The sequence below is a fragment of the Pedobacter fastidiosus genome, assembly GCF_014306625.1.
Taxonomy (GTDB): Bacteria; Bacteroidota; Bacteroidia; order Sphingobacteriales; family Sphingobacteriaceae; genus Pedobacter; species Pedobacter fastidiosus.
Genome location: NZ_JACRYL010000001.1, coordinates 73,243 through 95,158, shown reverse-complemented (window position 1 = coordinate 95,158; position 21,916 = coordinate 73,243). Strand labels below are relative to the sequence as shown.

Here is a 21,916-nt window from a genome sequence, read left to right as displayed (position 1 = left end):
TTAAGTAATTAGTTTAGCATTTTATAATTGGTACATCTCTACTCCACTACAAAAACCTCTGCCAATGGGTTAAATAGATAAATTCGCTTATCATCCAAACAAATACAACGATAGCGTTTTCTAATCCGTTCGCCTTTAGTAAATCTTCTCCCGTCTTTAATTTTGAAGATGGTGTTAATCGGCAATTGCTCTAAATGTATAGTTTCGGTTTTACTAGAATCGTACTTTTTTAATGCTCGTGATAAATGTAAATCCGAGCAACTTGAAGCCGCAGGATTCGACATATAATTATCAATCGCTTTATGTATATCCTCAGGAAAAATATTTAACTCAAAAAAAGGAACCATCATCCGTTGGAAGTTTTTTTTCCATTCAGAACCATGAGGTTTAACCTTATTCTTAAAATCGTTCCAGGTTAAAAGATGTGCAAACTCATGAACGGTAGTAACTAGAAATGCATAATTATTTAAGTTGAAGTTTACAGAAATACGATGACCTTTGTCTCGATAAGGATGACGGTAATCGCCAAGTTTTGTAGAACGTGTTTTAGCGATTTTAAACTCACACTGAAAATAATCTATCCACTTTGCAATTAACGGCGCCGCAGGTTCTGGCATGTATTGCGCTAAAAGTTTAACTTTCTCCACGAATGCTAAGGTAAGGATTTTTGTATTTCTTACCACAGAGGGCACAAAGATTTACACAGAGTTAACGAAGTAATTTAACCACAGAGTGCACCGAGTTTTCACAGAGGAAACAGAGTAATTTTAATAGCCATTTACCACTCGCTTGATTCCATCTTTCAATCTCAAAACATTAAAGTTCATTAGTAAACCAAATCTATAACTACCTAATTTCATATAGGTTAAAGTTTGCGCCAAATGAATATCAGTTAAGGATTCTATACTTTTCAGTTCTAAAACCAAGGTGTTTTCAATAAGAATATCGATACGATAACCACAGTCTAATTTGATATCTTCAAAAACAATTGGCATTGCTTTTTCTCTTTCAACTATAAACCCTGCTTTAGCAATTTTATAAAACAAGCACTCTTTATAGGCGCTTTCAAGTAAACCAGGTCCAAGCACTTTATGAACCTCGATTGCTAAACCAATAATGGTTCTGGTTAATAAATCTTCTTCCATATCCATTGTGTTTTTTTGCACCTAACTCTGTGGTAAAGGGAAAACTCTTCATTTAAAAAAAAATCAAAAATCTTTTTTAGGTTAACCATCACTCTTTGTGTTCTCCGTGACCTTACTCTGTGTGCTCTGTGGTAAAAACCCTACTCCTCCGATGGAAACAGCGACGCCAATACCAGCTTAATCTCACCAAAAGAATAATCTTTCCCTAAAAACTCCCGAATTGTAGCCATCGATTTTGTTTTCTGGCTTTCAACAGCATCAGAAATGTTTTTGATTTTGTTGGCCTTAACCAATTTGGTTACGTCCAGTTGTTGCGTAGAAACATAATAAGCCAAATGCCCCTCAATTGTGGTAACCGAGAAACCACGCTCTTTAGCAATCTCGTCTAGAGTTTTGCCCTGATTATACAATTCAAAACTGATGAGTTTAGTGTCAATTTTAGGCTCTTTTTTCTTTTTCTCGACTGCCGATTTTACTTTCAAAACCTCACCCTTTAGCTGAATTGCTTTTTTCAACTGCTCATTACGCTCGCTAGTATTCAATAACGCATCTGTATCTGCTTTGCTAAATTCCTTACCATCAATTATAGCTTTAAGTAAAGCTTTACTTTTGTACATCTTTTTCAACTGTTCATAAACTAAAATCTCTAATTCCAGCAACTCTGTTATATAAGTTTTAATCTGTTTCTCTTCTTTAACATTCTCTATATGTGCTAAAAATTTATCAGAAACGCCTTTAATTAAAGGACTAAAATATTTTAAAGCAGCCTCTACTCGTTTAGAAACATTGAAAAAAGTATGTTCCGTTTGCTGTGCAAAAAGTCCTTTCAATTGATTGATAAAAGTATCGGCTGTTGCTGTAATTTTCTGGAAGTCAACATACAATTCCATCGTCCAATTATCATAATGTTGTTTTGTTGATTTCTCTCCTTTGTCAAAAGTTTGCAGATGCTCTTTGATGTAATATCTAATTAAGTTCAAATCGAAAGCAGCTAATAAATAAGTCCTGATAAAATCATAACTCTCTACACTAATCTGCTCGGTTAGAACTTCAGCAGGTTGCTTTGTACTCGAAAAATAATGAATATTCTGGTCTTGTTGTAAACCACTCTCACGCAAGTGCGATGTTAAAACCAAACCTTTTAACGAACGTAAACGAGATAGTGCAACATACGCTTGTCCAGGCGCAAAGGCATCGCCAACATCGATAATGGCCTTGTCAAAAGTTAAACCCTGACTTTTATGAACCGTAATCGCCCAAGCCAATTTAATCGGATATTGAACAAAAGAGCCTGCAACATTTTCCGCAATTTCGTTGGTGGCTTCGTTCAATTTATATTTTACGTTTTCCCATGTATATGGCGAAACCGAAATCACGGTACGTTCTTCTGGTAATTCTATTTCGATAACATCTTTTGTTATGTGATGAACAACCCCGATTTTACCGTTGTAATAACGCTTCTCGGCAGTCATGTCGTTTTTAATAAACATTACTTGCGCACCGACTTTCAGCTCTAAACTTTTCTCGTTCGGGTAAGCGTACTCATTAAATTCGCCCGTAACTTTTGCATCGAAAAAGTAAGATTTGGTTTTAAGTTGTGTCAATCTTTCTCGATTGATGTTATCGGCTTTGTTGTTATGCGTTGTTAAAGTGATGTAATTTTCATCTGCAGCAGGTTTAAAATCTTGCTTAAAATGCTGGCGAAGTAAAGCTGTATCTTCTGGGGTAATTTTGTTATTGCGCAGGTTATTCAACAAATCAATAAACACCGCATCATCCTGACGGTAAATTTTATCCAACTCAATGTAAACAGGTGGATTATTCTGCAAAGCCAAGGCGTCAAAGAAATAAATACTTTTGTAAAAACCAGCCATCACTCGCCATTCATCATTCTTTACCACTGGCGGAAGCTGGTGCAAATCGCCGATAAATAATACTTGGACACCACCGAAAGGCACATTTCTGTTTCTTCGGATGTAGCGCAAAGCAAAATCAATGGCATCAAGCATATCGGCCCGCAACATGCTCACCTCATCAATAACCAACAGTTCCAATTCCTGCAACATCCTGCGTTTATTGCCCTGCATATTCATGTGCTTCACAATCGTTCGCGGCGTATTGAAGTTAAAAGTGATGTTCTGATTCATGATATTCCCTGCCGCATCCGGAAAGAAAGCACCAAACGGCAACTGAAAAAGTGAGTGAATAGTAACCCCTGAAGCATTGATTGCCGCGATACCTGTTGGTGCACAAATCACAGCCTTTTTATGCGTCAATTTTATCAGTTTTCGCAAGAAAGTGGTTTTTCCCGTTCCCGCCTTTCCGGTTAAAAAAACGTGTTTTGAAGTGTAATTAATAAATTTCGCCGCAATTTCTGCGGCCATAGATGTTTCTTCTAATTGTGGCATCGGCAATAAGATTTTAGGTTGCTTTATTTCGGCGGGATAATTAAAGCTAACAATTTTAGCACAAAAATAGGTATCATTTTTAGTTTTCAGTTAATAATTTTCAGTAAGCAAGGTTAAATATTTGTAAATGAGTGCTCAGTTTTCCATCGGGAATGGCAGCCCTGCTGTCCGCTTTATCCCGATGAAATATCGGGATGCTCGCTGCCATCAGGTTTATTTAACAAAGTTTGATGCTTTTGGGGAGAAACCACCCCCTACTTGAAAATAGGGAGGCGAGCTGTACAGTGCTAATAAAATTTAGACAGAAGTTGCCGTTTGGTTAAAAGCATAAACTTAAAAACTAGCACAAATTTTGAAACAGCAGACACTACTCCCCTCCTAATTTAGGAGGGGCAAGGGGTGGTTAAATATTGCCCAAGAACTACTAGAGAAGTTATTTAAACCCGACAGCAACGGAAATACTTTTTGTTGTACTAATAAACTTCGTAGGTTTTAAAAACCTACGAGGTTTGGGTAACGCAGAAACTTAAACAAAAAGATTGTAATGAATGGCGGGACTGCTTTTACCGAAGAACTACTGCAAATGCTTTTCAAAACATGATTTCCAAGATTTTAGGATTAACAGGATAAAGGAAGTAACGCCCTTAAAGATTAAACAATTAACCAGTTCAAACAGTTAACCAATTTTCTTATCTTTGCAACCTGATGAAACAAAATTATTCAAACCTTATCGCTGTTAAATTCCTTTAACCAAGTTTCATCGCCATCTTTTACCCAAAATTTTATTATGCTTAACCCTGAAATAGAAAAACGTAAAACCTTTGCCATTATTAGTCACCCCGATGCGGGCAAGACCACTTTGACGGAAAAATTCCTACTTTTTGGTGGCGCCATTAACACGGCTGGTGCGGTAAAACGGAACAAAGCGAACCAAAGCAATACTTCCGATTTTATGGAAATTGAGAAACAACGTGGTATCTCGGTGGCAACTTCGGTAATGGGTTTTGAGTACAGCGGTAAACGCATAAACATTTTGGATACGCCTGGGCACAAGGATTTTGCGGAAGATACTTACCGAACTTTATCGGCAGTGGATAGCGTTATTTTAGTGGTAGATTGTGTGAAAGGTGTGGAAGAACAGACGGAAAAACTGATGTCGGTTTGCCGTATGCGAAATACACCTGTAATTATCTTCGTTAATAAAATGGACCGTGAGGGTAAGGAAGCTTTTGATTTGTTAGATGAAATTGAGGAAAAACTGAATATTAGTTTATGTCCACTTTCTTGGCCAATTGGCTTAGGGCACACTTTTAAAGGAGTTTATAGCATCTATAACAAACATTTAAATCTTTTTCAACCAGATAAAACCAAAATTTCCAACTCGGTAATTGCAGTTGAAGATTTGGATGATGATAACCTGACTAACTTCTTAAAAGAAAAAGAAATTAGCAATTTAAAAGATGATTTAGAACTCGTTGAGGGTATTTACGGCCAAATCGACAAGGAACTTTATAACGAGGGTTTATTAGCGCCAGTATTTTTTGGTAGCGCAATTAACAACTTCGGGATTAAGGAACTTTTAGATACGTTTATCGACATTGCTCCTAGTCCACGACACCGTGAGGCTGAAGAACGTGATGTTTTGGTTGAAGAGAAAAACTTTAGTGGTTTTGTATTTAAAATCCACGCCAATTTAGACCCAAAACACCGTGATAGAATTGCGTTTTTGAGAATTTGCTCTGGTAAATTTGAGCGTAATAAATTCTATTACCATACCCGACAAGATAAGAAACTGAAATTCTCTAACCCAATGGATTTCATGGCCAATGAGAAAAGCATTGTTGAAGAGGCTTGGCCAGGCGATGTGGTTGGTTTATACGATAGTGGTAACTTCAAAATCGGTGATACCTTAACCGAGGGCGAAAAATTACAGTTCAAGGGAATTCCAAGCTTCTCACCATCTATTTTCAAAGAGGTAGAAAATATGGACCCAATGCGAACTAAACAATTAGAAAAAGGTATTGAACAGTTAACTGACGAGGGTGTGGCGCAATTATTTGTGATGCAACCTGGAAATAGAAAAGTAATTGGTGCTGTTGGCGAACTTCAGTTCGAGGTAATTAACTTTCGTTTAGAGCATGAATACGGCGCTAAATGCCGTTTCCGAACACTGAGCTACACACGCTCAAGTTGGGTAACATCAGCCGATAGAAAGAAATTGGATGAGTTTGTAAAACGTAAGCAACAGCATATTGGTTTCGACAAAGAGGCAAACCCCGTTTATTTGGCCGATAGCGAATACATGATTAATTTAACGAAACAGGATTATCCTGATATTGATTTCCATAAAACGAGCGAGTTTAAGAGCTAAACTCCAAACCCCTAAAGGGGCTTTTAATAGCGATATTAACCTCGCAGGTTTTGAAATCCTGTGAGGGTTTTTATACACTTTCGTCATTGCGAGGCACGAAGCAATCTTAATGCGATAGTTGGGGCTTGCTTCCGTTGTAAGATTGCTTCGTGCCTCGCAATGACGACGGTTTGGAGAGGTGATTAGACTTCTAATCAATCTCCTATTTCCTTTTACTCAAATCCCAAACTTTAAGATTATTCAAAACTGCCTTTCCACCGATTGAGAAAGCAGAGAATCCAGTTGCTTTTTCGTCAGGGAAAACCATGGTGGTAATTACCTTTTCTCCACCATTTCCGAAAACTTCTAAAGAAGATTTATCCAACAAAACCTGAAGTTTAATTTTACCATCTTTAGGATTTACAGTAGCAGTTTGGATGATGTTTTTATCATTTTTAATTCCCTTTTCCGAGCGAGAGCAATCTACATAAAGTTGTTTTTTGGTCACATCATAACCCACTTCAATTTCCTTAACTACGTTTCCTTTATCATCCTTTAATTGGGCGATTTTAAAACCAAAATTTTTGGCTTCATTTACTGAGAACTCTGCATCAATCCAATATGAATTTTGACTAACGCCAAAATCAACATTTCCATCAAGTGCTACATTTTGCTTACTTGCCGCCTTGCCATTAGCATGTTTTTTAAGATTATCGCTGATGATATTCGTTGGTTGCTGAAATAATCTAACACCATCGCCAGTGGTTTTTAATGATAAATCTCTTGGGATTGACATTTGCCCTTTCCATGGAAAAGTTTCTTTTCCGCCAGGCTGTAACCAGCCTAATAAAATTCTTTGGTTTTTAGGCGTATCGTTCCACGGAATTCCAGCGTAAAAAGAATCGCCATCATCTACTAACAAAGTCACCTTTTCATCGTTATCATTTTTGAAAGTTTTACCATCAAAATCGCCGACAAAGTATTGCATAGTTGGTCCTTTTGGTCCGAATAATGAAATTACTAACACCCATTTGGTATTACTTTTATTTCCATCAACAGCCAAAGGAATTATAAACGGGCATTCCCAGCCACTTCCTTGATTTCCTTGTTTGCCGAAATCGCTCAGCATTGTCCAATCCTTTAAATTAGTAGAACCGTAAAACCTGGCTTGATGTTCATCAACCATTGCAACCGTCATAATCCATTGTTTCGAAGCCTCATGCCACCAAACATTTGGGTCGCGAAAATCTTTTTTATTTAAATCGATAACAGGATTTTTTGCATAGTTGGTAAAAGTTAATCCGCCATCATTGCTATAAGCCATGTATTGCGATTCGTTGTGTTGCTTGGGTAAATCGGCGGTGTAAAAAGCCAAAAGTGGCGCTTTGCCATTTCCTAAACCGCTCACATTATTTTTATCCAATACTGCCGAGCCAGAGAAAATCATGGTCGTTGTATCATTCGTTATTTTTTCTGGAATTGCCACTGGAAGATGTTTCCAATTAACCAAATCTTTACTGGTTGCATGCCCCCAACTCATGTGGCCCCACTTATTTTCGAAAGGATTATATTGATAGTAAAGCTGAAATTCACCATTGAGATAAATTAATCCATTAGGGTCGTTTAACCAATTTGATGGAGCAGTAAAATGATAATTTGGTTGCCATTGTGGTGTTGCTTGTTGTGCAAAACTACCCATCGAGGCAAGCAATAAAACAATAGGGATTAATTTAAATTTCAGCATCTCTTTACTATTTGGTTATATATTTTATTTGTGTCCGTTAAGATTTTTAAAAAGAAAAAGTAATCCTAACTAGTATTAGAAATCCTCAGCTCAAAGACGGGATTGCAAATCCCGACTAGCTCGCTTCATACTGTTTAAACGTTTGTTCTAATCGCCGTTTTATTTTCGAAATCAAGAACCTTGGCGAAAGCACTTTCACACATTCACCAAATCCTAAAATTTCTCTCTCCAGTTCATAATTTAGCACAACATCTATTCTAAAGGTAGTCGTTTTTTCATTCTTACTCATTACCACTTGAGAGGAATGTAAAGGCTTGGTGGTTATGTAAGGCGCATGTTCGTTGGTAAATTCTAAAATTACCTTTTGTGCTCGGTCTCTTTCATTTTTGGTAACACCGATTAAATCATCGTAATACCTATCAAAATCTACACCCTCATAATTTACAAAAACCTCATTCGGTAATTCCTGAAATTCGATGATTCTATCCAAAGCCAAGTTTAAAATTCCTGGTCGATTTTTTGCCTTGCAGATTAAAAACCATCGGTTTCTGTATTCTTTCAGCAGATATGGGTAGTAAATTCCCTGTTGCGCTTGTTGTGCTTTGAACGATTTATACTCGATTAACAAAGACCGTTTATTTAAAACCGCTTGATATAAAGGCGGAATACATTCTAAACCCTTAACCAATTTATTGCTTTCCAGCTGAATATTATTACCGCTTTGTTTAGTCGATTTGTATAGATTATTTTCCAAACGGGCAATCATATCGCTCATTTCATCGAAATAATTAAAGGCATTAAATTGCTTCAATACGCCAACAATTTCTTTCATTTTATCTACATCAGCATTATTTATTGGTGCTTTTGTAATGCTGAAGCTCGGGTTTTCATAAGCGTAAAAGCGTTTATCTTGCACCACAATTGGCGCATTGTAACCCAGCTTATCACTTCGCATCAATTGAATATCTGCCTGAATAGTGCGCTTGCTTACGCCAGAAGTTATTCCCTCTAACTCATAAAGCGTAGCCGATACTTTTTCAATGATATCTTCTAACGTCCATTTACGGAATCTGTTTTTCAGACAATCATCAATGGTTTTGTATCGGATAAGCGCTAATTTATTTACGGCCATTTTTAATGAATTTAGATTTCAGCTAAAAATCTGATGATTAAGCTTATCTAAATATAGCAAAGTGTTATTCATCTACGCAATACAATTGCGCAATAGATATTGAAAAGAACATACATTTAGTATAATTAAATTCTATTTGACTAAAAATCAATTGTTTAAGAATTTTATGGGGAAATAATTTTTACTGCGCAAATCTGTCGCGTAGTGGCAATAGCATCTTTGTAATGTCGCCAGTCGATAAAGTTCTTTGAGAAATATAATTCATCATATATAAAAAAATCCCGAGAGGGATGTCAGCACTAAATAATGACTATCCAAAGTTGTGGGTTTCAAAATAGCCCCAAAGTATTCACGCCATTGGCGTAGCATATTCTGATAGAAATTATGATAGATTGTCTAAAACACGTTGTGTGTCGTGGGTTCGAATCCCACTTCCGATTACGGTCGGAATAATTCAGGGGTAGAATAACAACACCAAAATGCAGGTTCGAATCCTGCTTCCAAGTGATTGGAATAGCAAAATGGTAATGCAATGGATTAGGGTTCCATCTAGAAAGAAGAGATACTTTAAATTTCTCAAAACCAGCGTTGCGAAACTGCATTCGGCTTAGAAGTTTGTAAAATCTTCAGGAGCAAATTTGCCTTTTGCTTTGCAAGTAGAACGAAAAAGGTGCTTATTTAAAAATCAAATCTTCAAAAAGATGAAAGTCATTTTAATGGCGAAATCTAAAAGCTGATTTCATTCTTAAAAACAACCCAATACAATTTACTTCCGCAGAAAAATAAATGAATGTTTTTCGCAATGCTTTTGTAAAGAAAAAATAATTAACCATACTAATTGAAGTCTTCCTTTTTAAGGGAGGATTTAGGTGGGGTTTAACATCAAGAAAACATGAAAAGAGTAACAATAAACACCAATTATGTTGGATTGGTGTTCAAAAAAGGAAAATTAAAAAACGTTTTAACCGCTGGAACTTACTGGTTAGGTTTTGGCGAAGATGTCGCTTTGTACGACATGAGCAAAGAGTATTTTTATTCGGTTGCAGAGTTAGATATTTTGTTGCAAAATGGAGATTTTGTGAACTTAATTCACTTGGTAAGCGTTGCCGACAACGAGTTGGCCTTGGTTTATCAAAACAAAAACTTTAAAAATGTTTTAACAGCTGGCAGACACGTAATTTGGAAAGGTTTATCGGAATATAGCTTTGTTAAAGTTGACATTAACACTATAAACATTGATAAAACGATTGATAGAAACTTGTTGGAAAAAGCACCATTGGCAAATTTCGTCAGAGCATCTAAAGTAGAATCTTATGAAAAAGCTTTGTTGTTCATCGATGGGAAATTTGAAAATATTTTGGATGCCGGAACTTATGCTTACTGGAAGAACAGTATAGATATTCAAGTTTTAAAAACCGATATGAGGCAATTAAATATGGAGATTATCGGTCAAGAAATTTTAACGAGAGATAAGGCACAATTACGAGTTAACTTCAGCATTCAATACAAAGTTGATGACATTATCAAAGCTTTATTGGAGAACAAGGAATTCGAAAAACAATTGTACATCACCATGCAATTGGCTTTAAGAGAAAGCATTGGCTTATTATCTTTTGATGAATTGATGGAAAGCAAAGAAAAAATTGCCGAAATGGTGATGGGTTTAACTTTGAGTAAAGCCGAAAATTTAGGTGTGAAATTAACGAACTGCGGTGTTAAAGACATCGTTTTACCAGGTGATGTTAAAGAGATTATGAACCAAGTTTTGGTGGCCGAAAAAAGAGCGCAAGCCAATATCATTACACGAAGAGAGGAAACGGCTTCGGCCAGAAGTTTGTTGAACACCGCAAAGTTGATGGAAGATAATGCCATGTTATACAAGTTGAAAGAGATGGAATACGTAGAGAAAATAGCGGAGAAAATCAATAACATCAGCTTATCGGGCAGTGGACAAATTGTAGACCAGTTGAAACAAATCTTCGTGAAATAAGCATATTAAGCGTATCGTCATTGCGAGGTACGAAGCAATCCTACCACTATCGCTAGGCTAGTAAAACTCCCGCTTTAAGATTGCTTCGTTCCTCGCAAAGACGGACATGGTGAGAAAAACCACTTAAAATAAATTAAATTTAGAAACCCCTCGGCTAGGTGCGTGATGCCTGCCGAGGATTAGTTAGATAGAAATGAAAAATAACATAACAGGAAAAGGCCTTTTAGAAATAGGTTTTTCAGAGGGAAAAATATTAGGCTTGGCTTTAGATATCTTGGCAACAAATTTCGCAGATATTGAAGAGAAAGAACTATTAGCCGTATTTAAAAAAGTAAAAGAATATCCAGAAAGTTTTTTGGATGATGAAGTATTGAACACACTTGCAACAGCACTTATCGAAGATGCAAATCCAAAATCAGATGGAACAATCGAGTTGGTTAAAAATGCCAAAGATTATACCATTTTCGGTGCTGATTATATTGAGGATGGCGCCAGAAACCAAATGGATATTGCGATGAAACTGCCCGTTTCAATTGCTGGAGCATTAATGCCCGATGCGCATCAAGGTTATGGTTTACCAATCGGTGGCGTTTTAGCTACCCGAAATGCAATTATTCCTTATGGGGTTGGCGTTGATATTGGTTGCCGAATGGCGTTGAGTATTTTCGATATTCCCGAGAAACATTATTTCGGGAAAGATGCCATGTACAAACGCGAATTAATAGCTTTTACCAAGTTTGGCGCTGGTCAGAATTTTAAGGGAGATGAAAAAGCCGACCACGAAGTTTTAGAAAACGAGGATTTCAATTCGACACCTTTCCTTAAAAACTTGCACGGAAAAGCTTGGGCACAATTGGGTACCTCGGGTGGCGGAAATCACTTTGTAGAGTGGGGAATTATAGATTTCGCTGAGCGAGATGAAATTTTGAATATTGATAAAGGTCGTTATGTGGCTTTGTTAACGCATTCTGGTTCTCGTGGTTTTGGTGCAACCATCGCTGGGCACTATACCAAATTGGCGAAAGATATCTGCAAACTTCCAAAAGAGGCTTTGAATTTGGCTTATCTCGATTTAAACTCTACGGAGGGGCAAGAATATTGGATTGCCATGAACCTTGCTGGCGATTATGCATCTGCTTGTCATGAGGTGATTCATAAACGATTAACCAAAGCGATTGGTGCAAAGGTTTTAGCGAAAGTAGAAAACCACCATAATTTCGCCTGGAAAGAGATGCTTAATGGCGAAGAAGTTCTCGTTCACAGAAAAGGTGCTACGCCAGCTGGAAAAGGTGTGATGGGAATTATCCCAGGGAGCATGACTGCCCCAGGATTTTTGGTTCGAGGAAAAGGTGAAACAAGTGCTATCAACTCTGCATCGCATGGTGCGGGCAGACAAATGAGCCGTACGAAAGCCATTCAATCGATTACGAAATCAGAAATGAAAGCCATTTTGAAAGACCACAATGTAACCTTAATTGGTGCTGGTTTAGATGAAGCGCCGATGGCTTACAAGGATATCCATAAAGTGATGTCTGCACAAACCGAACTCGTTGATGTTATCGCCAAGTTTGAACCAAAAATGGTAAGAATGGCTGATGATGGAAGTAGGGAGGATTGAGTTTGGATAATTTGCGATTAGTTAAGAGCCTAAATCATTAACTACAATTAAATTGTACATTGAAAATTAAAATCTCTTTAATAATTTGAAGAGATTTTAATGCTAATTAGTAAAACATTGGCTCTTGTCTATTATCCCAAAAGAAAAGAATTTCAATCCTGTCAGACTTAACCTCATAAAATACAGATGAAAGCTTTTTTATTAATCCCTGTCGTACGTTTGAGTCAAATTCAGTTTCCTTATAAATAAACGGAGAATTAGCAATTAATTCTAAGGTTCTAATCGTATCCTTTTTAAAATCTTGCAGTGCTTTATTGCCTAACCTCTCCTCTATTTGAGCACATATTGATTCAAAAGTTAGGTATGCTGTTTCAGATATTATAATAGGCAAACCCATTAAAGGGATGATATTTTTTCTTTAAACTCTTCCAAAGAAAAGCTTTTGCCTTGTTCAATATCAGCTTGACCTTTTCTAATTCCTGAAAGAACATGTTCTGGCAAAAAATCATCCTTTTTTATTTCATAGGGAACTTCCAATGCATCAAGAAATGCTTTTAAGGCCTTTTCTTGGATTTTATCGGGATGCACAAAGTAAGTTTCCATGTGAATTAATTTTTAACCAAAATACGAATATAAATTTTATTAAACAATGACATCAACGTTATCGCTTTAAATATTCGCATTCTGAAGAGGATAAAATGTGAGAACATTTTTCACTTTCTTATCTTTCGCTTTTCCTGTTGGGTTGGTTACATTAATTATACTCACATACTTTGTTTGGTCGCCTGCTGATTCGAAAACAATGACTTCCGCATAATTCTGCTCGTTTATAAGTGATGGATTATCATTCAAAACAGCAAAATTTCGATTGCTTAGTTCACTTAGAATCAATTCCTTATTTTCTATCAATGGGATGCGATTTAGTACTTTACGCCTTTTCATCCATTGATCATTTAATTCAGAATATGGTTTTGTTACCTGACCATTTAATACGGCAAATATTATTCCACCAAGAATAACTATAAATTCTCCAACCCAAATAATCCACAATAATAAACCGCTAATGGTATCTGTACTTTCTATGCGAAAAGTTCCTATTGCGTTAAGGTTTACAATTTCCTGAAAAAGAACATTTGGGTGGGTGAAAAGAAAAAAGAAATCACTAAGTAATATTTTAAAATCTGCTGATCCAAGATTAAAAGTGAACCCTTTATTGCTGTAAACTATCGTATCAAAGAATACCCATTGTACATAAAAGGCGAAAATTCCGCACAAAACCGCAATAATTATGGCAACTCTCTTATTCCTTATTTTTCCTATTTTGATACCGAGATCAATGAAAAAGCCTAAGCCAAGCCCGAGTAAAAATGCAATAATGGCTATAAACCAAATATTGGGAATTAATCTACTCAGCACAATATAAAGGAGTGGAAGAATTAGGGATGCTAAAAGACCAATAGCAGTAGTAATTAGAATGGCGGCCGGCGATGCATAGCCCTGAGGCGTATATTTATTTTCCATGAAAGCGTAAATGAAATTATTATTTGAACACCCAACTCAATTAATTGTTTGTTGGGTGCTCAAATTGTATCTATTTCAACTTACTCAAAGCCGTTTTAATTCTCGGCAACATATCTTTAATATCCTGCAAAGTACAGGCACCAACCGATGCTCTAAACCAAGGCATACTATGCTCGTTTCCAAAAGCAGAAAACGGCACCAATGCAGCGCCTGCTTCTTTAATTAAATAGAAATTTACATCGGCACTGTCTTTTAAAAGTTGACCATCCTCAGTAGTTTTCCCTATATAATCGATTTTAATGGTTAAATAAATTGCGCCCATTGGCTCAACTGCATCCACATTAAAACCTTCCTTTTTCAATTCATTAAAACCGTTATAAAGTGCATTTAAACTATCTTGGATTTTACTTTTGAAACTGGTTAAAAATTGGTCAACTTGTGGTTTATCAGCGAAGTATTTAGCCATAGCAACCTGCTCCGCTTTTGGTGCCCAAGCACCCATGTGGCCAACCAATGCTTTCATTCTATTAACGATATCTTCAGGACCGAAACCCCAACCAACGCGTACACCTGTTGCTGCTAAGCACTTCGAACTTCCATCTACAAAAACGGTAAACTCACGCATTGCTGGTCGTAAGGAAACGGGATTTACATGCTCTTTACCAAAAGTTAAAAGCGAGTAAATTTGATCATACATTAAATACAATGGTTTTTCATCAGCGCCACGAGATGCATTTTCTTCTAAAACAACATCACAGATTTCTGCTAAAGAATCAGCATCAAACATGGTTCCTGTCGGATTCAAAGGGGAACATAAGGCCAATAAAGTTGCTCCTTTTAAATGTGGTTTCAATTGAGCTGCTGTTGGCATAAAATTATGCTCAGCGTCAGTGTCTACTGCAATTGCTTTTGCAGAAGTTAGGTGGCAATAGTGATTGTTATTCCAAGATGGTGCAGGGAAAACTACGGTATCACCGGGATCTATTAAAGCTAAAAATGTAGCATAAATTAACGGACGAGAACCGCCAGAAACCAAAATACTATTGGTGTTATATTCTAGCCCGAATCTATCTTTTAATAATTCAGAAACGGTTTCTCTTAATGGCAAAACACCATCAGCAGGTGGATAATTGGTTTGATTTGCATTGTATGCATCAACAATTCCAGCTTTTAATTCCGTTGGAATTGGATAAATGTTCGAATCAAAATCACCGATGGTTAAGTTAGCGATTGATGCACCCTTGCGTTTCATCTCGTTAACTTCGTTACCAATTTTTATTATTTCTGAGCCAACTAATGCACTGGCTAATACTGAAACTTTCATTTTTTTTTCATTTTTGTCGCCTTATTCGTCATTGCGAGGCACGAAGCCATCTTACCATATTGGCAATCATAAAATTCATCGCTTTAAGATTGCTTCGTGCCTCGAAATGACGACCTAACGAATTAATTCCTCTATTGCTTTATTCACTTTTTCGAAACCAAATTGAGACAAAACCTCATGCATTCCCGCAGAAATTTGCTCATTGCAAAGGTTGCCGATGCTTCCTTCGTGTGTATGATGTATTTGGCCCGATGGCGCAAAAGTACCATTTTCTATCTGTTCGCCAACAATTTTATAAGCCTCTCTAAAAGGAACGCCTTGTAAAGCTAAATCGTTAACCACCTCAACGCTAAACAAATAATCATATTTTTTATCTTTCAAAATATCATCTTTTATGGTGATGTTTTGGAACATGAAAGTGGCGATTTCCAAACACTCGTTTAACGAGGTAATTGCAGGAAAAAGATTTTCTTTTAGCAATTGCAAATCTCGGTGATAACCTGATGGAAGATTGGTAATCATCATCGCAATTTCATTCGGCAATGCTTGAATTTTATTGCAACGCGAACGAATCAACTCAAAAACATCGGGATTCTTCTTGTGCGGCATAATGCTCGAGCCTGTTGTCAATTCTGCTGGAAAACTGATAAATCCAAAATTCTGGTTAATGAATAAACAAACGTCCATTGCCATTTTGGCCAAGGTTGCAGCAACAGCACTCATCGCCTGAGCCAAAATTCTTTCCGTTTTACCACGTCCCATTTGTGCATAAACCACATTATAATTTAAGCTTTCAAATCCTAACAATTCTGTAGTTAAAGTTCTGTTCAAAGGAAATGAGGAACCATAACCTGCAGCAGAACCCAATGGATTTTTATTGGTGATTTTCCAGGCGGCAAGCATCAATTCCATATCATCGGCAAGGCTTTCGGCATAAGCGCCAAACCATAAACCGAAAGATGATGGCATTGCAATCTGCAGATGCGTATAACCTGGCATCAACTTATCTTTGTGCGTGTTGCTTAATTCGATTAACAGATTAAACAAAGTCGAAGTTTGATTAACCATATCCTCGATACAAGCACGAAAGAACAATTTCAAATCGACCAAAACTTGATCATTGCGTGAACGACCGCTATGAATTTTCTTGCCAGCCTCGCCAATGCGTTGAGTGAGCAACCATTCTACCTGAGAGTGTACATCTTCAACACTGTTTTCGATTGTAAAATTTCCAGCTTCGATTTCAGCATAGATATTCTTCAGTTCTACCTGAATGGTTTTCAATTCTTCGGCAGTTAATAAATTGATGGTTTCTAGCATTTGAGTGTGCGCCAAAGAGCCCAATACATCAAATTTCGCCATTTGCAAATCCAATTCGCGATCCTTACCAACGGTAAATGTTTCTACTAATTGGTTTACATCAATATTTTTCTGCCAGATTTTCATTTTTGATTTGCTGTTTTTATGCCCAAACAAAGGCTATTTAAATAACCGCAAAAATACAATAAATAGATTAGAATTGGCAATGAGATTACTTCCCCAAAAGACTTTTACACTTTAATAAAATCATTTTTTCCAAGGATCTGATTATTCTTCTTGTAAAACATTATTTTAGTAGAAACTAAGACCCTATTATGAAATCTCTCAAACTATTTTCAACTCTTTTCTTGTTGCTATTTATGCAGAATCTGCAAGCTCAAGAAAAGCCAGCTTTAAGCTGGAAGGATGTTTCCAAATGGAACTTCAATAGAAATGCAACACTCTCGCCAAATGGAGAATGGATCGCCTTAGCAAGCGGACCAGTTGAGGGCGATTTAAAAATGACCATTAGAAAAACAAACGATACCTTATCCCGAACTTACCCAATTGGTGCTGTTGCAAATCCGATTTCATTTTCTGATGATTCGAAATTCGCAGCCTTTAAAGTTGCACTTAAAGATGCTGACGCTAAGGTTGCCAAAAAGACAAGTAAACCCGTTTACGATAAACTGCTTTTGATTTCGCTAAGCGACAATAAACAAACCACTTTTGAGAAAGTTAAAAATTTCAATTTTTCAGAAAAATCTCCTTCTTGGATTGCCATTCAATTTGCTCCAGCAGAAACGGCCTCTAAAGAAAAAGATGCACCGAAAGGTACTGACGTTTTACTGTACAACTTGATCACCAAAAAAAGTTATAACCTCGGTAATGTTTCAGAATTTGCTTTTAATAAACCCGGAACTCAGCTGGCTTATATTATCGATGCAGCTGGCCAAAATGGAAATGGCATTTTTATTCGGGATATGAAAACTGGGATAACAACTGCCTTAGATAATGATCAGGCTGTTTACCAAAAGCTTGGCTGGAATGAAGAAGGAACTGCATTTGCCTTACTTAAAGCAAATAAAAATGACAAGTACAAAGATGAAGTTTACAGCATGCTCGGCTTCAATAAAATTAATGGCGATTTAACCAATAAGGTTGTTTACAATGGAATTGATGATTCTATATTCCCAAAAAACATGGGAATTAACACGAACGCAACTCCTTTTTGGTCTGATGATCAAAGCATTTTATTCATTGGCATTAATACCCTAAACAAAAAAGAGGAAAAGAAAGAGGAGAAAAAAGACGATAAAAAAACTGATTCTTTAGTAAAGGCCAAGCCTGAGGTTAAGAAAGACGACATTGAAAAACCTGATATGATGATCTGGAACTGGCAGGATAAAAGATTACAATCTGCACAGCAAACACAGGAAACAAGAGATAAAAACTTCAGTTATTTGAGCGCTTATCGCATTGCAGATAAAAAGTTTTTTCAGCTTGCAGATAGTAATATGAGATCGGTAAGTGTAAACCCAAAAAGTTTATACGCCATCGGTTACGACAACTCCAAATATGAATTAATGGGCAATTTGGATGGACAAAGTTATGTAGATGTTTATTCGATTAACCTGAAAACTTTCGGCAAGAAATTACTTTTCGAAAAAATGTATGCTACGAACGGAGGCAGATTGGTGGTTGCACCAAATGGAACTTTAGCGAGCTATTATGTAGATGGAATATTTTACAGCATTAACTTAGAAACCGGAAAAACGGCCAATTTAACTGGAAAAATTAAAGCTTCTTTTGTTGATGAGCTTGATGATCACAATGTATTAAAACCAGCAACTCAAAATTTGGGCTGGTCGGCCGATTCTAAGTATGCATTGATTAAAGACAATTACGATCTCTGGAAAATCTCTGCGGATGGAAGCTCTGTTACACCATTATCGGATAATTGGAAAAGTAAAAAAGTGGAAGTTGCTTTAAGGTTCCGCACCGATGCTGATGAAAAAGGTGCTGATTTGAGTAAAGATCAATATTTCAATGTTTTCAATACGAAAGATAAAAAAAGTGGGATTGGGTTATTAACCGCAGGGAAATCAAAAATCAACATTTTGTTTATGGATGATAATGTTTATTCCAATTTTGCAAAAGCTGAACATGGGAAGATTTTCACCTACACAAAAAGTAATTTTGCACAGGCTCCAGATTATTATGTAACACCTGCTAGCGATTTAAGCGCTCCTAAAAAAGTGACAACCAATACACCAGACCAGAGCAAATATGCTTGGACATCGGGCGTAAAATTAATCGATTACGTTAGTGCAAATGGCGATAGCTTACAGGCGGCAATTTATTTACCCGCTAATTATGTACCAGGAAAAGCGTATCCAACCATCACCTACATTTATGAAAGATTAACTGATGATTTGAATACATACACCATGCCAACTTTTCCAGGTGGCGGCTTTAATAAAGCCATGTACTTGAGTAACGGTTACGCCGTTTTAATGCCCGATATTAAATACAAATTGAACGATCCGGGCATGTCTGCAGTTGCCTGTGTAGTTCCTGCTGTTAAAGCCGCAATTGCAACTGGAATAGTTGACGAGAAAAACGTGGCCATTCACGGACACTCTTGGGGAGGTTATCAAACTTCATTCTTAATTACACAAACCAATATTTTCAAAGCTGCCGCTGCTGGTGCACCGTTAACCAACATGATTAGTATGTACAGTTTAATTTACTGGAATAGTGGAGGTACAAACCAAGCAATTTTCGAAGCGAGTCAAGGCAGATTAACACCAGGTTACTGGGATAATTGGGATGCATTTGCCCGTAACTCGCCAGTGTACCACATTAAAAAAGTGCAAACGCCGTTATTGCTTTTGCACAATGATAAAGATGGCGCTGTAGATTTTACTCAAGGAATTGAATATTATAACGGCTTAAGAAGGTTAAATAAACCAGTGGTGATGATTACTTATCGTGGTGAAAATCATGGAATCGCAAAAATGCCCAATCGTAAGGATTATGCAGTACGAATGATGGAATACTTCGACTATATGCTAAAAGGAAAACCAGCGCCAGAATGGTGGAGTAAAGGAGTTAACCGTTTGGATATGGAAAAACACTTAGAAACAAGAGCCTTTGATGAAGGCGAAGAAAACTAAGCTCGTTTATTAATAGACCACAAAAGAGACAAAAGAACACAGAACTATACGCACACTTTTGTTTCCTATTGTTCCTTTTGTGGTGTATTACCTATTTTCCGTTAATCACGGGTTTCAACATATTTACATATCCCTCAACGCCCTCTGCCACTTCCCGAACATATAAAAATTCATCAGCCATGTGAGAACGACCAGAAAAACCTGGCCCACATTTTACTGATGGAATATCCAATAAAGCCTGATCTGACGTAGTGGGAGAGCCATAAGTTGTTTTTCCAAGGGCAACACCGGCTAAAACCACAGGGTGATTTTTATCTATTGATGATGGTTTTAAACGAATAGATCGTGGTGTAACATCACAATTCACATTAGCTCTGATAATTTCTAAAACTTCTTCATTGGTATAAGAATCCGTTACGCGAACATCAACCGTAAAAGTACAATTTGCCGGAACTACGTTATGCTGAGATCCTGCATTTATAATCGTAACCGTCATTTTCAGCGGACCAAAAACCTCAGAAACTTTAGGGAATTGATACGTTCTAAACCATTCGATATCTGCCAACGCTTTATAAATTGCGTTTTCGCCCTCTTCTCTTGCCGCGTGACCTGCTTTACCATGAGCAACACAATCAATCACCAATAAACCACGTTCGGCGATGGCTAAATTCATTTCTGTTGGCTCACCAACGATTCCGAATTCCAATTCTCCTAAATCTGGCAGAACCAATTCTAATCCATTATTTCCAGAGATTTCTTCTTCAGCAGTGGCGGCTAAACAGATATTATATTTTAAATTCTCTTTTTCATAATAATATAAAAACGTACCAATTAACGATACCAAGCAACCACCAGCATCGTTACTGCCTAAACCAAATAATTTATCACCCTCAATGGCAGCATCGTAAGGGTCGCGGGTGTAGCCAGAATTTGGTTTAACCGTATCGTGATGGGAATTTAAAAGCAAGGTTGGTTTACTCACATCGAAATTCTTGTTGTAAGCCCAAACATTATTCATTTTACGATGAATTTTAACACCGCGTTCTTCTAAAAACTGAGCAATTAAATTCGCCGTTCTGTCTTCTTCTTTACTAAAAGACTGGATGCGGATTAACTGGCGCAATAAATCCAGACTTTCCTTTTGTATATTTTCTAACAACATAGTATCGAGTAGTGAGTATCAAGTATCAAGACATTGAGCCTTAAACTTGCCACTTTTTTAAATTATTGGTCAAGTACATCTTCCATTTTACCTTAACCGTTTTACATCAAGCTTAGCTTTCCTTGGTGTACAAATTTCCAGCTTTTAACGCCGAAAGTTTAATCCCTTTTATCAATGAAGAGCTAAAACCATTGTGTTCCATTTCGTTCAAGCCGGCAATGGTACAACCTTTCGGCGAAGTTACTTTATCTATTTCTGATTCGGGGTGTGTGCCATGTAATAAAAGTAAATCGGCAGCCCCTTTTGCAGTTTGAACTGCCATCTTCAAAGCCTCATCAGCATGGAAACCAATTTCAACTCCGCCTTGCGATGCTGCTCTGATTGCTCGTAAAAAGAAAGCAATTCCACAAGCACAAAGCGCCGTTGCGGAAGTCATTAAATCTTCGTTTATTTTTACGACCGAACCAACGGTTTCAAACATTTTGGTCACATTAGAAATGTTTTCTAAAGAAGCATTATCGCTGGCAATGCAAGTCATCGATTGCCCAATTGCAATTGCCGTATTTGGCATTACACGAATTACCTCCACATCATCACCCAATTTCTCTCTAACCGCAACGCAACTCACACCAGAAATCACTGAAATAACCAAATGCTTAGCCGAATCAATCGATGTATTAATTTCATCTAAAACCGTGTTTAGTTGTTGAGGTAAAACAGCAAGAATTACTACATCAGCATTCGCAACAGCTTGTTTATTATTGTTACTCACTTCAAATCCAGCTTCTGCGAAAGATTTTAAATGGTCGATATTTCTACGGGTAAGCGTAATGTCGCCTGCCTTAGCGAAATCAGCTTTCACCAATCCTTTTGCTAATGATAACCCGATATTTCCGCTGCCAATTATGGCTATTTTTTTTGTCATGATTATACCTTCGATTTGATTACACAGATTTATTTTTTTTGAAAAGCAAGGTCAGTAATTCTATTAATGCTCAGTCCTGCTATTCACTTCAATCTTTTTTAAGCGTCTGTCATGCTGAG

Annotated in this window: 16 protein-coding genes; 4 read left to right on the top strand and 12 right to left on the bottom strand. The window is 37.0% G+C overall.

The features are described 5' to 3' along the window. Window positions 1-38: 38 nt before the first annotated feature. The 3 genes from H7U22_RS00410 to H7U22_RS23375 form a co-directional block, all read right to left on the bottom strand. On the bottom strand, window positions 39-647 hold the full coding sequence (locus H7U22_RS00410) for a SprT-like domain-containing protein (RefSeq protein ID WP_317172929.1): 609 nt from the start codon (window positions 645-647) through the stop codon (window positions 39-41). 120 nt (window positions 648-767) lie between these two features. After that, the gene (locus H7U22_RS00405; RefSeq protein ID WP_187069365.1) at window positions 768-1,145 is read right to left on the bottom strand and encodes a GxxExxY protein; all 378 of its coding nucleotides are present in this window, start codon (window positions 1,143-1,145) and stop codon (window positions 768-770) included. A gap of 140 nt (window positions 1,146-1,285) precedes the next feature. Continuing rightward, a complete protein-coding gene (locus H7U22_RS23375) occupies window positions 1,286-3,553 on the bottom strand; it encodes a helix-turn-helix domain-containing protein (protein ID WP_187069364.1) in 2,268 nt (755 codons plus the stop codon). A 787-nt stretch (window positions 3,554-4,340) separates the two neighbouring features. On the opposite strand from H7U22_RS23375, the gene H7U22_RS00395 reads away from it, so the two are divergent. Further along, window positions 4,341-5,924, top strand: a complete 1,584-nt coding sequence (locus H7U22_RS00395; protein ID WP_187069363.1) for a peptide chain release factor 3 — start codon at window positions 4,341-4,343, stop codon at window positions 5,922-5,924. Between the two features lie 202 nt (window positions 5,925-6,126). Here the strand turns inward: H7U22_RS00395 and H7U22_RS00390 are convergent, their stop codons facing one another. Further along, on the bottom strand, window positions 6,127-7,647 hold the full coding sequence (locus tag H7U22_RS00390) for a glycoside hydrolase family 32 protein (protein WP_187069362.1): 1,521 nt from the start codon (window positions 7,645-7,647) through the stop codon (window positions 6,127-6,129). A 115-nt stretch (window positions 7,648-7,762) separates the two neighbouring features. After that, on the bottom strand, window positions 7,763-8,779 hold the full coding sequence (locus H7U22_RS00385; RefSeq protein ID WP_187069361.1) for a helix-turn-helix transcriptional regulator: 1,017 nt from the start codon (window positions 8,777-8,779) through the stop codon (window positions 7,763-7,765). 892 nt (window positions 8,780-9,671) lie between these two features. Here H7U22_RS00385 and H7U22_RS00380 point away from each other — a divergent pair. Further along, on the top strand, window positions 9,672-10,769 hold the full coding sequence (locus tag H7U22_RS00380) for a slipin family protein (protein ID WP_187069360.1): 1,098 nt from the start codon (window positions 9,672-9,674) through the stop codon (window positions 10,767-10,769). 193 nt (window positions 10,770-10,962) lie between these two features. After that, window positions 10,963-12,387, top strand: a complete 1,425-nt coding sequence (locus H7U22_RS00375) for an RtcB family protein (protein ID WP_187069359.1) — start codon at window positions 10,963-10,965, stop codon at window positions 12,385-12,387. 106 nt (window positions 12,388-12,493) lie between these two features. Here H7U22_RS00375 and H7U22_RS00370 read toward each other — a convergent pair whose 3' ends face one another. From H7U22_RS00370 to argH, 5 genes are all read right to left on the bottom strand, one after another. After that, window positions 12,494-12,784, bottom strand: a complete 291-nt coding sequence (locus H7U22_RS00370) for a type II toxin-antitoxin system RelE/ParE family toxin (protein WP_187069358.1) — start codon at window positions 12,782-12,784, stop codon at window positions 12,494-12,496. Further along, window positions 12,784-12,990, bottom strand: coding sequence for a DUF2683 family protein (locus tag H7U22_RS00365; RefSeq protein WP_187069357.1), 207 nt, complete (start codon window positions 12,988-12,990; stop codon window positions 12,784-12,786). Before H7U22_RS00365 ends, H7U22_RS00370 begins: the two co-directional genes overlap by 1 nt. A 66-nt stretch (window positions 12,991-13,056) precedes the next feature. Continuing rightward, a complete protein-coding gene (locus H7U22_RS00360; protein WP_187069356.1) occupies window positions 13,057-13,908 on the bottom strand; it encodes a hypothetical protein in 852 nt (283 codons plus the stop codon). 70 nt (window positions 13,909-13,978) lie between these two features. Continuing rightward, on the bottom strand, window positions 13,979-15,232 hold the full coding sequence (locus H7U22_RS00355) for a pyridoxal phosphate-dependent aminotransferase (protein ID WP_187069355.1): 1,254 nt from the start codon (window positions 15,230-15,232) through the stop codon (window positions 13,979-13,981). Window positions 15,233-15,346: 114 nt separating this feature from the next. After that, complete coding sequence (gene argH, locus H7U22_RS00350) at window positions 15,347-16,678, bottom strand: argininosuccinate lyase (protein WP_187069354.1); 1,332 nt, start codon at window positions 16,676-16,678, stop codon at window positions 15,347-15,349. Window positions 16,679-16,866: 188 nt separating this feature from the next. Here argH and H7U22_RS00345 point away from each other — a divergent pair, with 188 nt between their 5' ends. Further along, window positions 16,867-19,710, top strand: coding sequence for an alpha/beta hydrolase family protein (locus H7U22_RS00345; RefSeq protein WP_187069353.1), 2,844 nt, complete (start codon window positions 16,867-16,869; stop codon window positions 19,708-19,710). Window positions 19,711-19,801: 91 nt separating this feature from the next. On the opposite strand, the gene H7U22_RS00340 is transcribed toward H7U22_RS00345, so the two are convergent. After that, window positions 19,802-20,872 carry a M20 family metallo-hydrolase gene (locus H7U22_RS00340; protein ID WP_187069352.1) on the bottom strand — a complete coding sequence of 357 codons (1,071 nt, stop codon included), beginning with the start codon at window positions 20,870-20,872 and terminating at the stop codon, window positions 19,802-19,804. A gap of 112 nt (window positions 20,873-20,984) precedes the next feature. Continuing rightward, entirely contained in the window at window positions 20,985-21,797 is an 813-nt protein-coding gene (gene proC, locus H7U22_RS00335; RefSeq protein WP_187069351.1) for a pyrroline-5-carboxylate reductase, read from the bottom strand. Between the last annotated feature and the right edge of the window lie 119 nt (window positions 21,798-21,916).

Coding starts and splice junctions, on each gene's coding strand:
- H7U22_RS00360 (WP_187069356.1), bottom strand. CDS start 13,908: ATGGAAAATAAATATACGCCTCAGGGCTATGCATCGCCGGCCGCCATT.
- H7U22_RS00355 (WP_187069355.1), bottom strand. CDS start 15,232: ATGAAAGTTTCAGTATTAGCCAGTGCATTAGTTGGCTCAGAAATAATA.
- H7U22_RS00375 (WP_187069359.1), top strand. CDS start 10,963: ATGAAAAATAACATAACAGGAAAAGGCCTTTTAGAAATAGGTTTTTCA.
- H7U22_RS00395 (WP_187069363.1), top strand. CDS start 4,341: ATGCTTAACCCTGAAATAGAAAAACGTAAAACCTTTGCCATTATTAGT.
- argH (WP_187069354.1), bottom strand. CDS start 16,678: ATGAAAATCTGGCAGAAAAATATTGATGTAAACCAATTAGTAGAAACA.
- H7U22_RS00380 (WP_187069360.1), top strand. CDS start 9,672: ATGAAAAGAGTAACAATAAACACCAATTATGTTGGATTGGTGTTCAAA.
- H7U22_RS00385 (WP_187069361.1), bottom strand. CDS start 8,779: ATGGCCGTAAATAAATTAGCGCTTATCCGATACAAAACCATTGATGAT.
- H7U22_RS00340 (WP_187069352.1), bottom strand. CDS start 20,872: ATGTTGTTAGAAAATATACAAAAGGAAAGTCTGGATTTATTGCGCCAG.
- H7U22_RS00345 (WP_187069353.1), top strand. CDS start 16,867: ATGAAATCTCTCAAACTATTTTCAACTCTTTTCTTGTTGCTATTTATG.
- H7U22_RS23375 (WP_187069364.1), bottom strand. CDS start 3,553: ATGCCACAATTAGAAGAAACATCTATGGCCGCAGAAATTGCGGCGAAA.
- H7U22_RS00390 (WP_187069362.1), bottom strand. CDS start 7,647: ATGCTGAAATTTAAATTAATCCCTATTGTTTTATTGCTTGCCTCGATG.
- proC (WP_187069351.1), bottom strand. CDS start 21,797: ATGACAAAAAAAATAGCCATAATTGGCAGCGGAAATATCGGGTTATCA.
- H7U22_RS00370 (WP_187069358.1), bottom strand. CDS start 12,784: ATGGGTTTGCCTATTATAATATCTGAAACAGCATACCTAACTTTTGAA.
- H7U22_RS00405 (WP_187069365.1), bottom strand. CDS start 1,145: ATGGAAGAAGATTTATTAACCAGAACCATTATTGGTTTAGCAATCGAG.
- H7U22_RS00365 (WP_187069357.1), bottom strand. CDS start 12,990: ATGGAAACTTACTTTGTGCATCCCGATAAAATCCAAGAAAAGGCCTTA.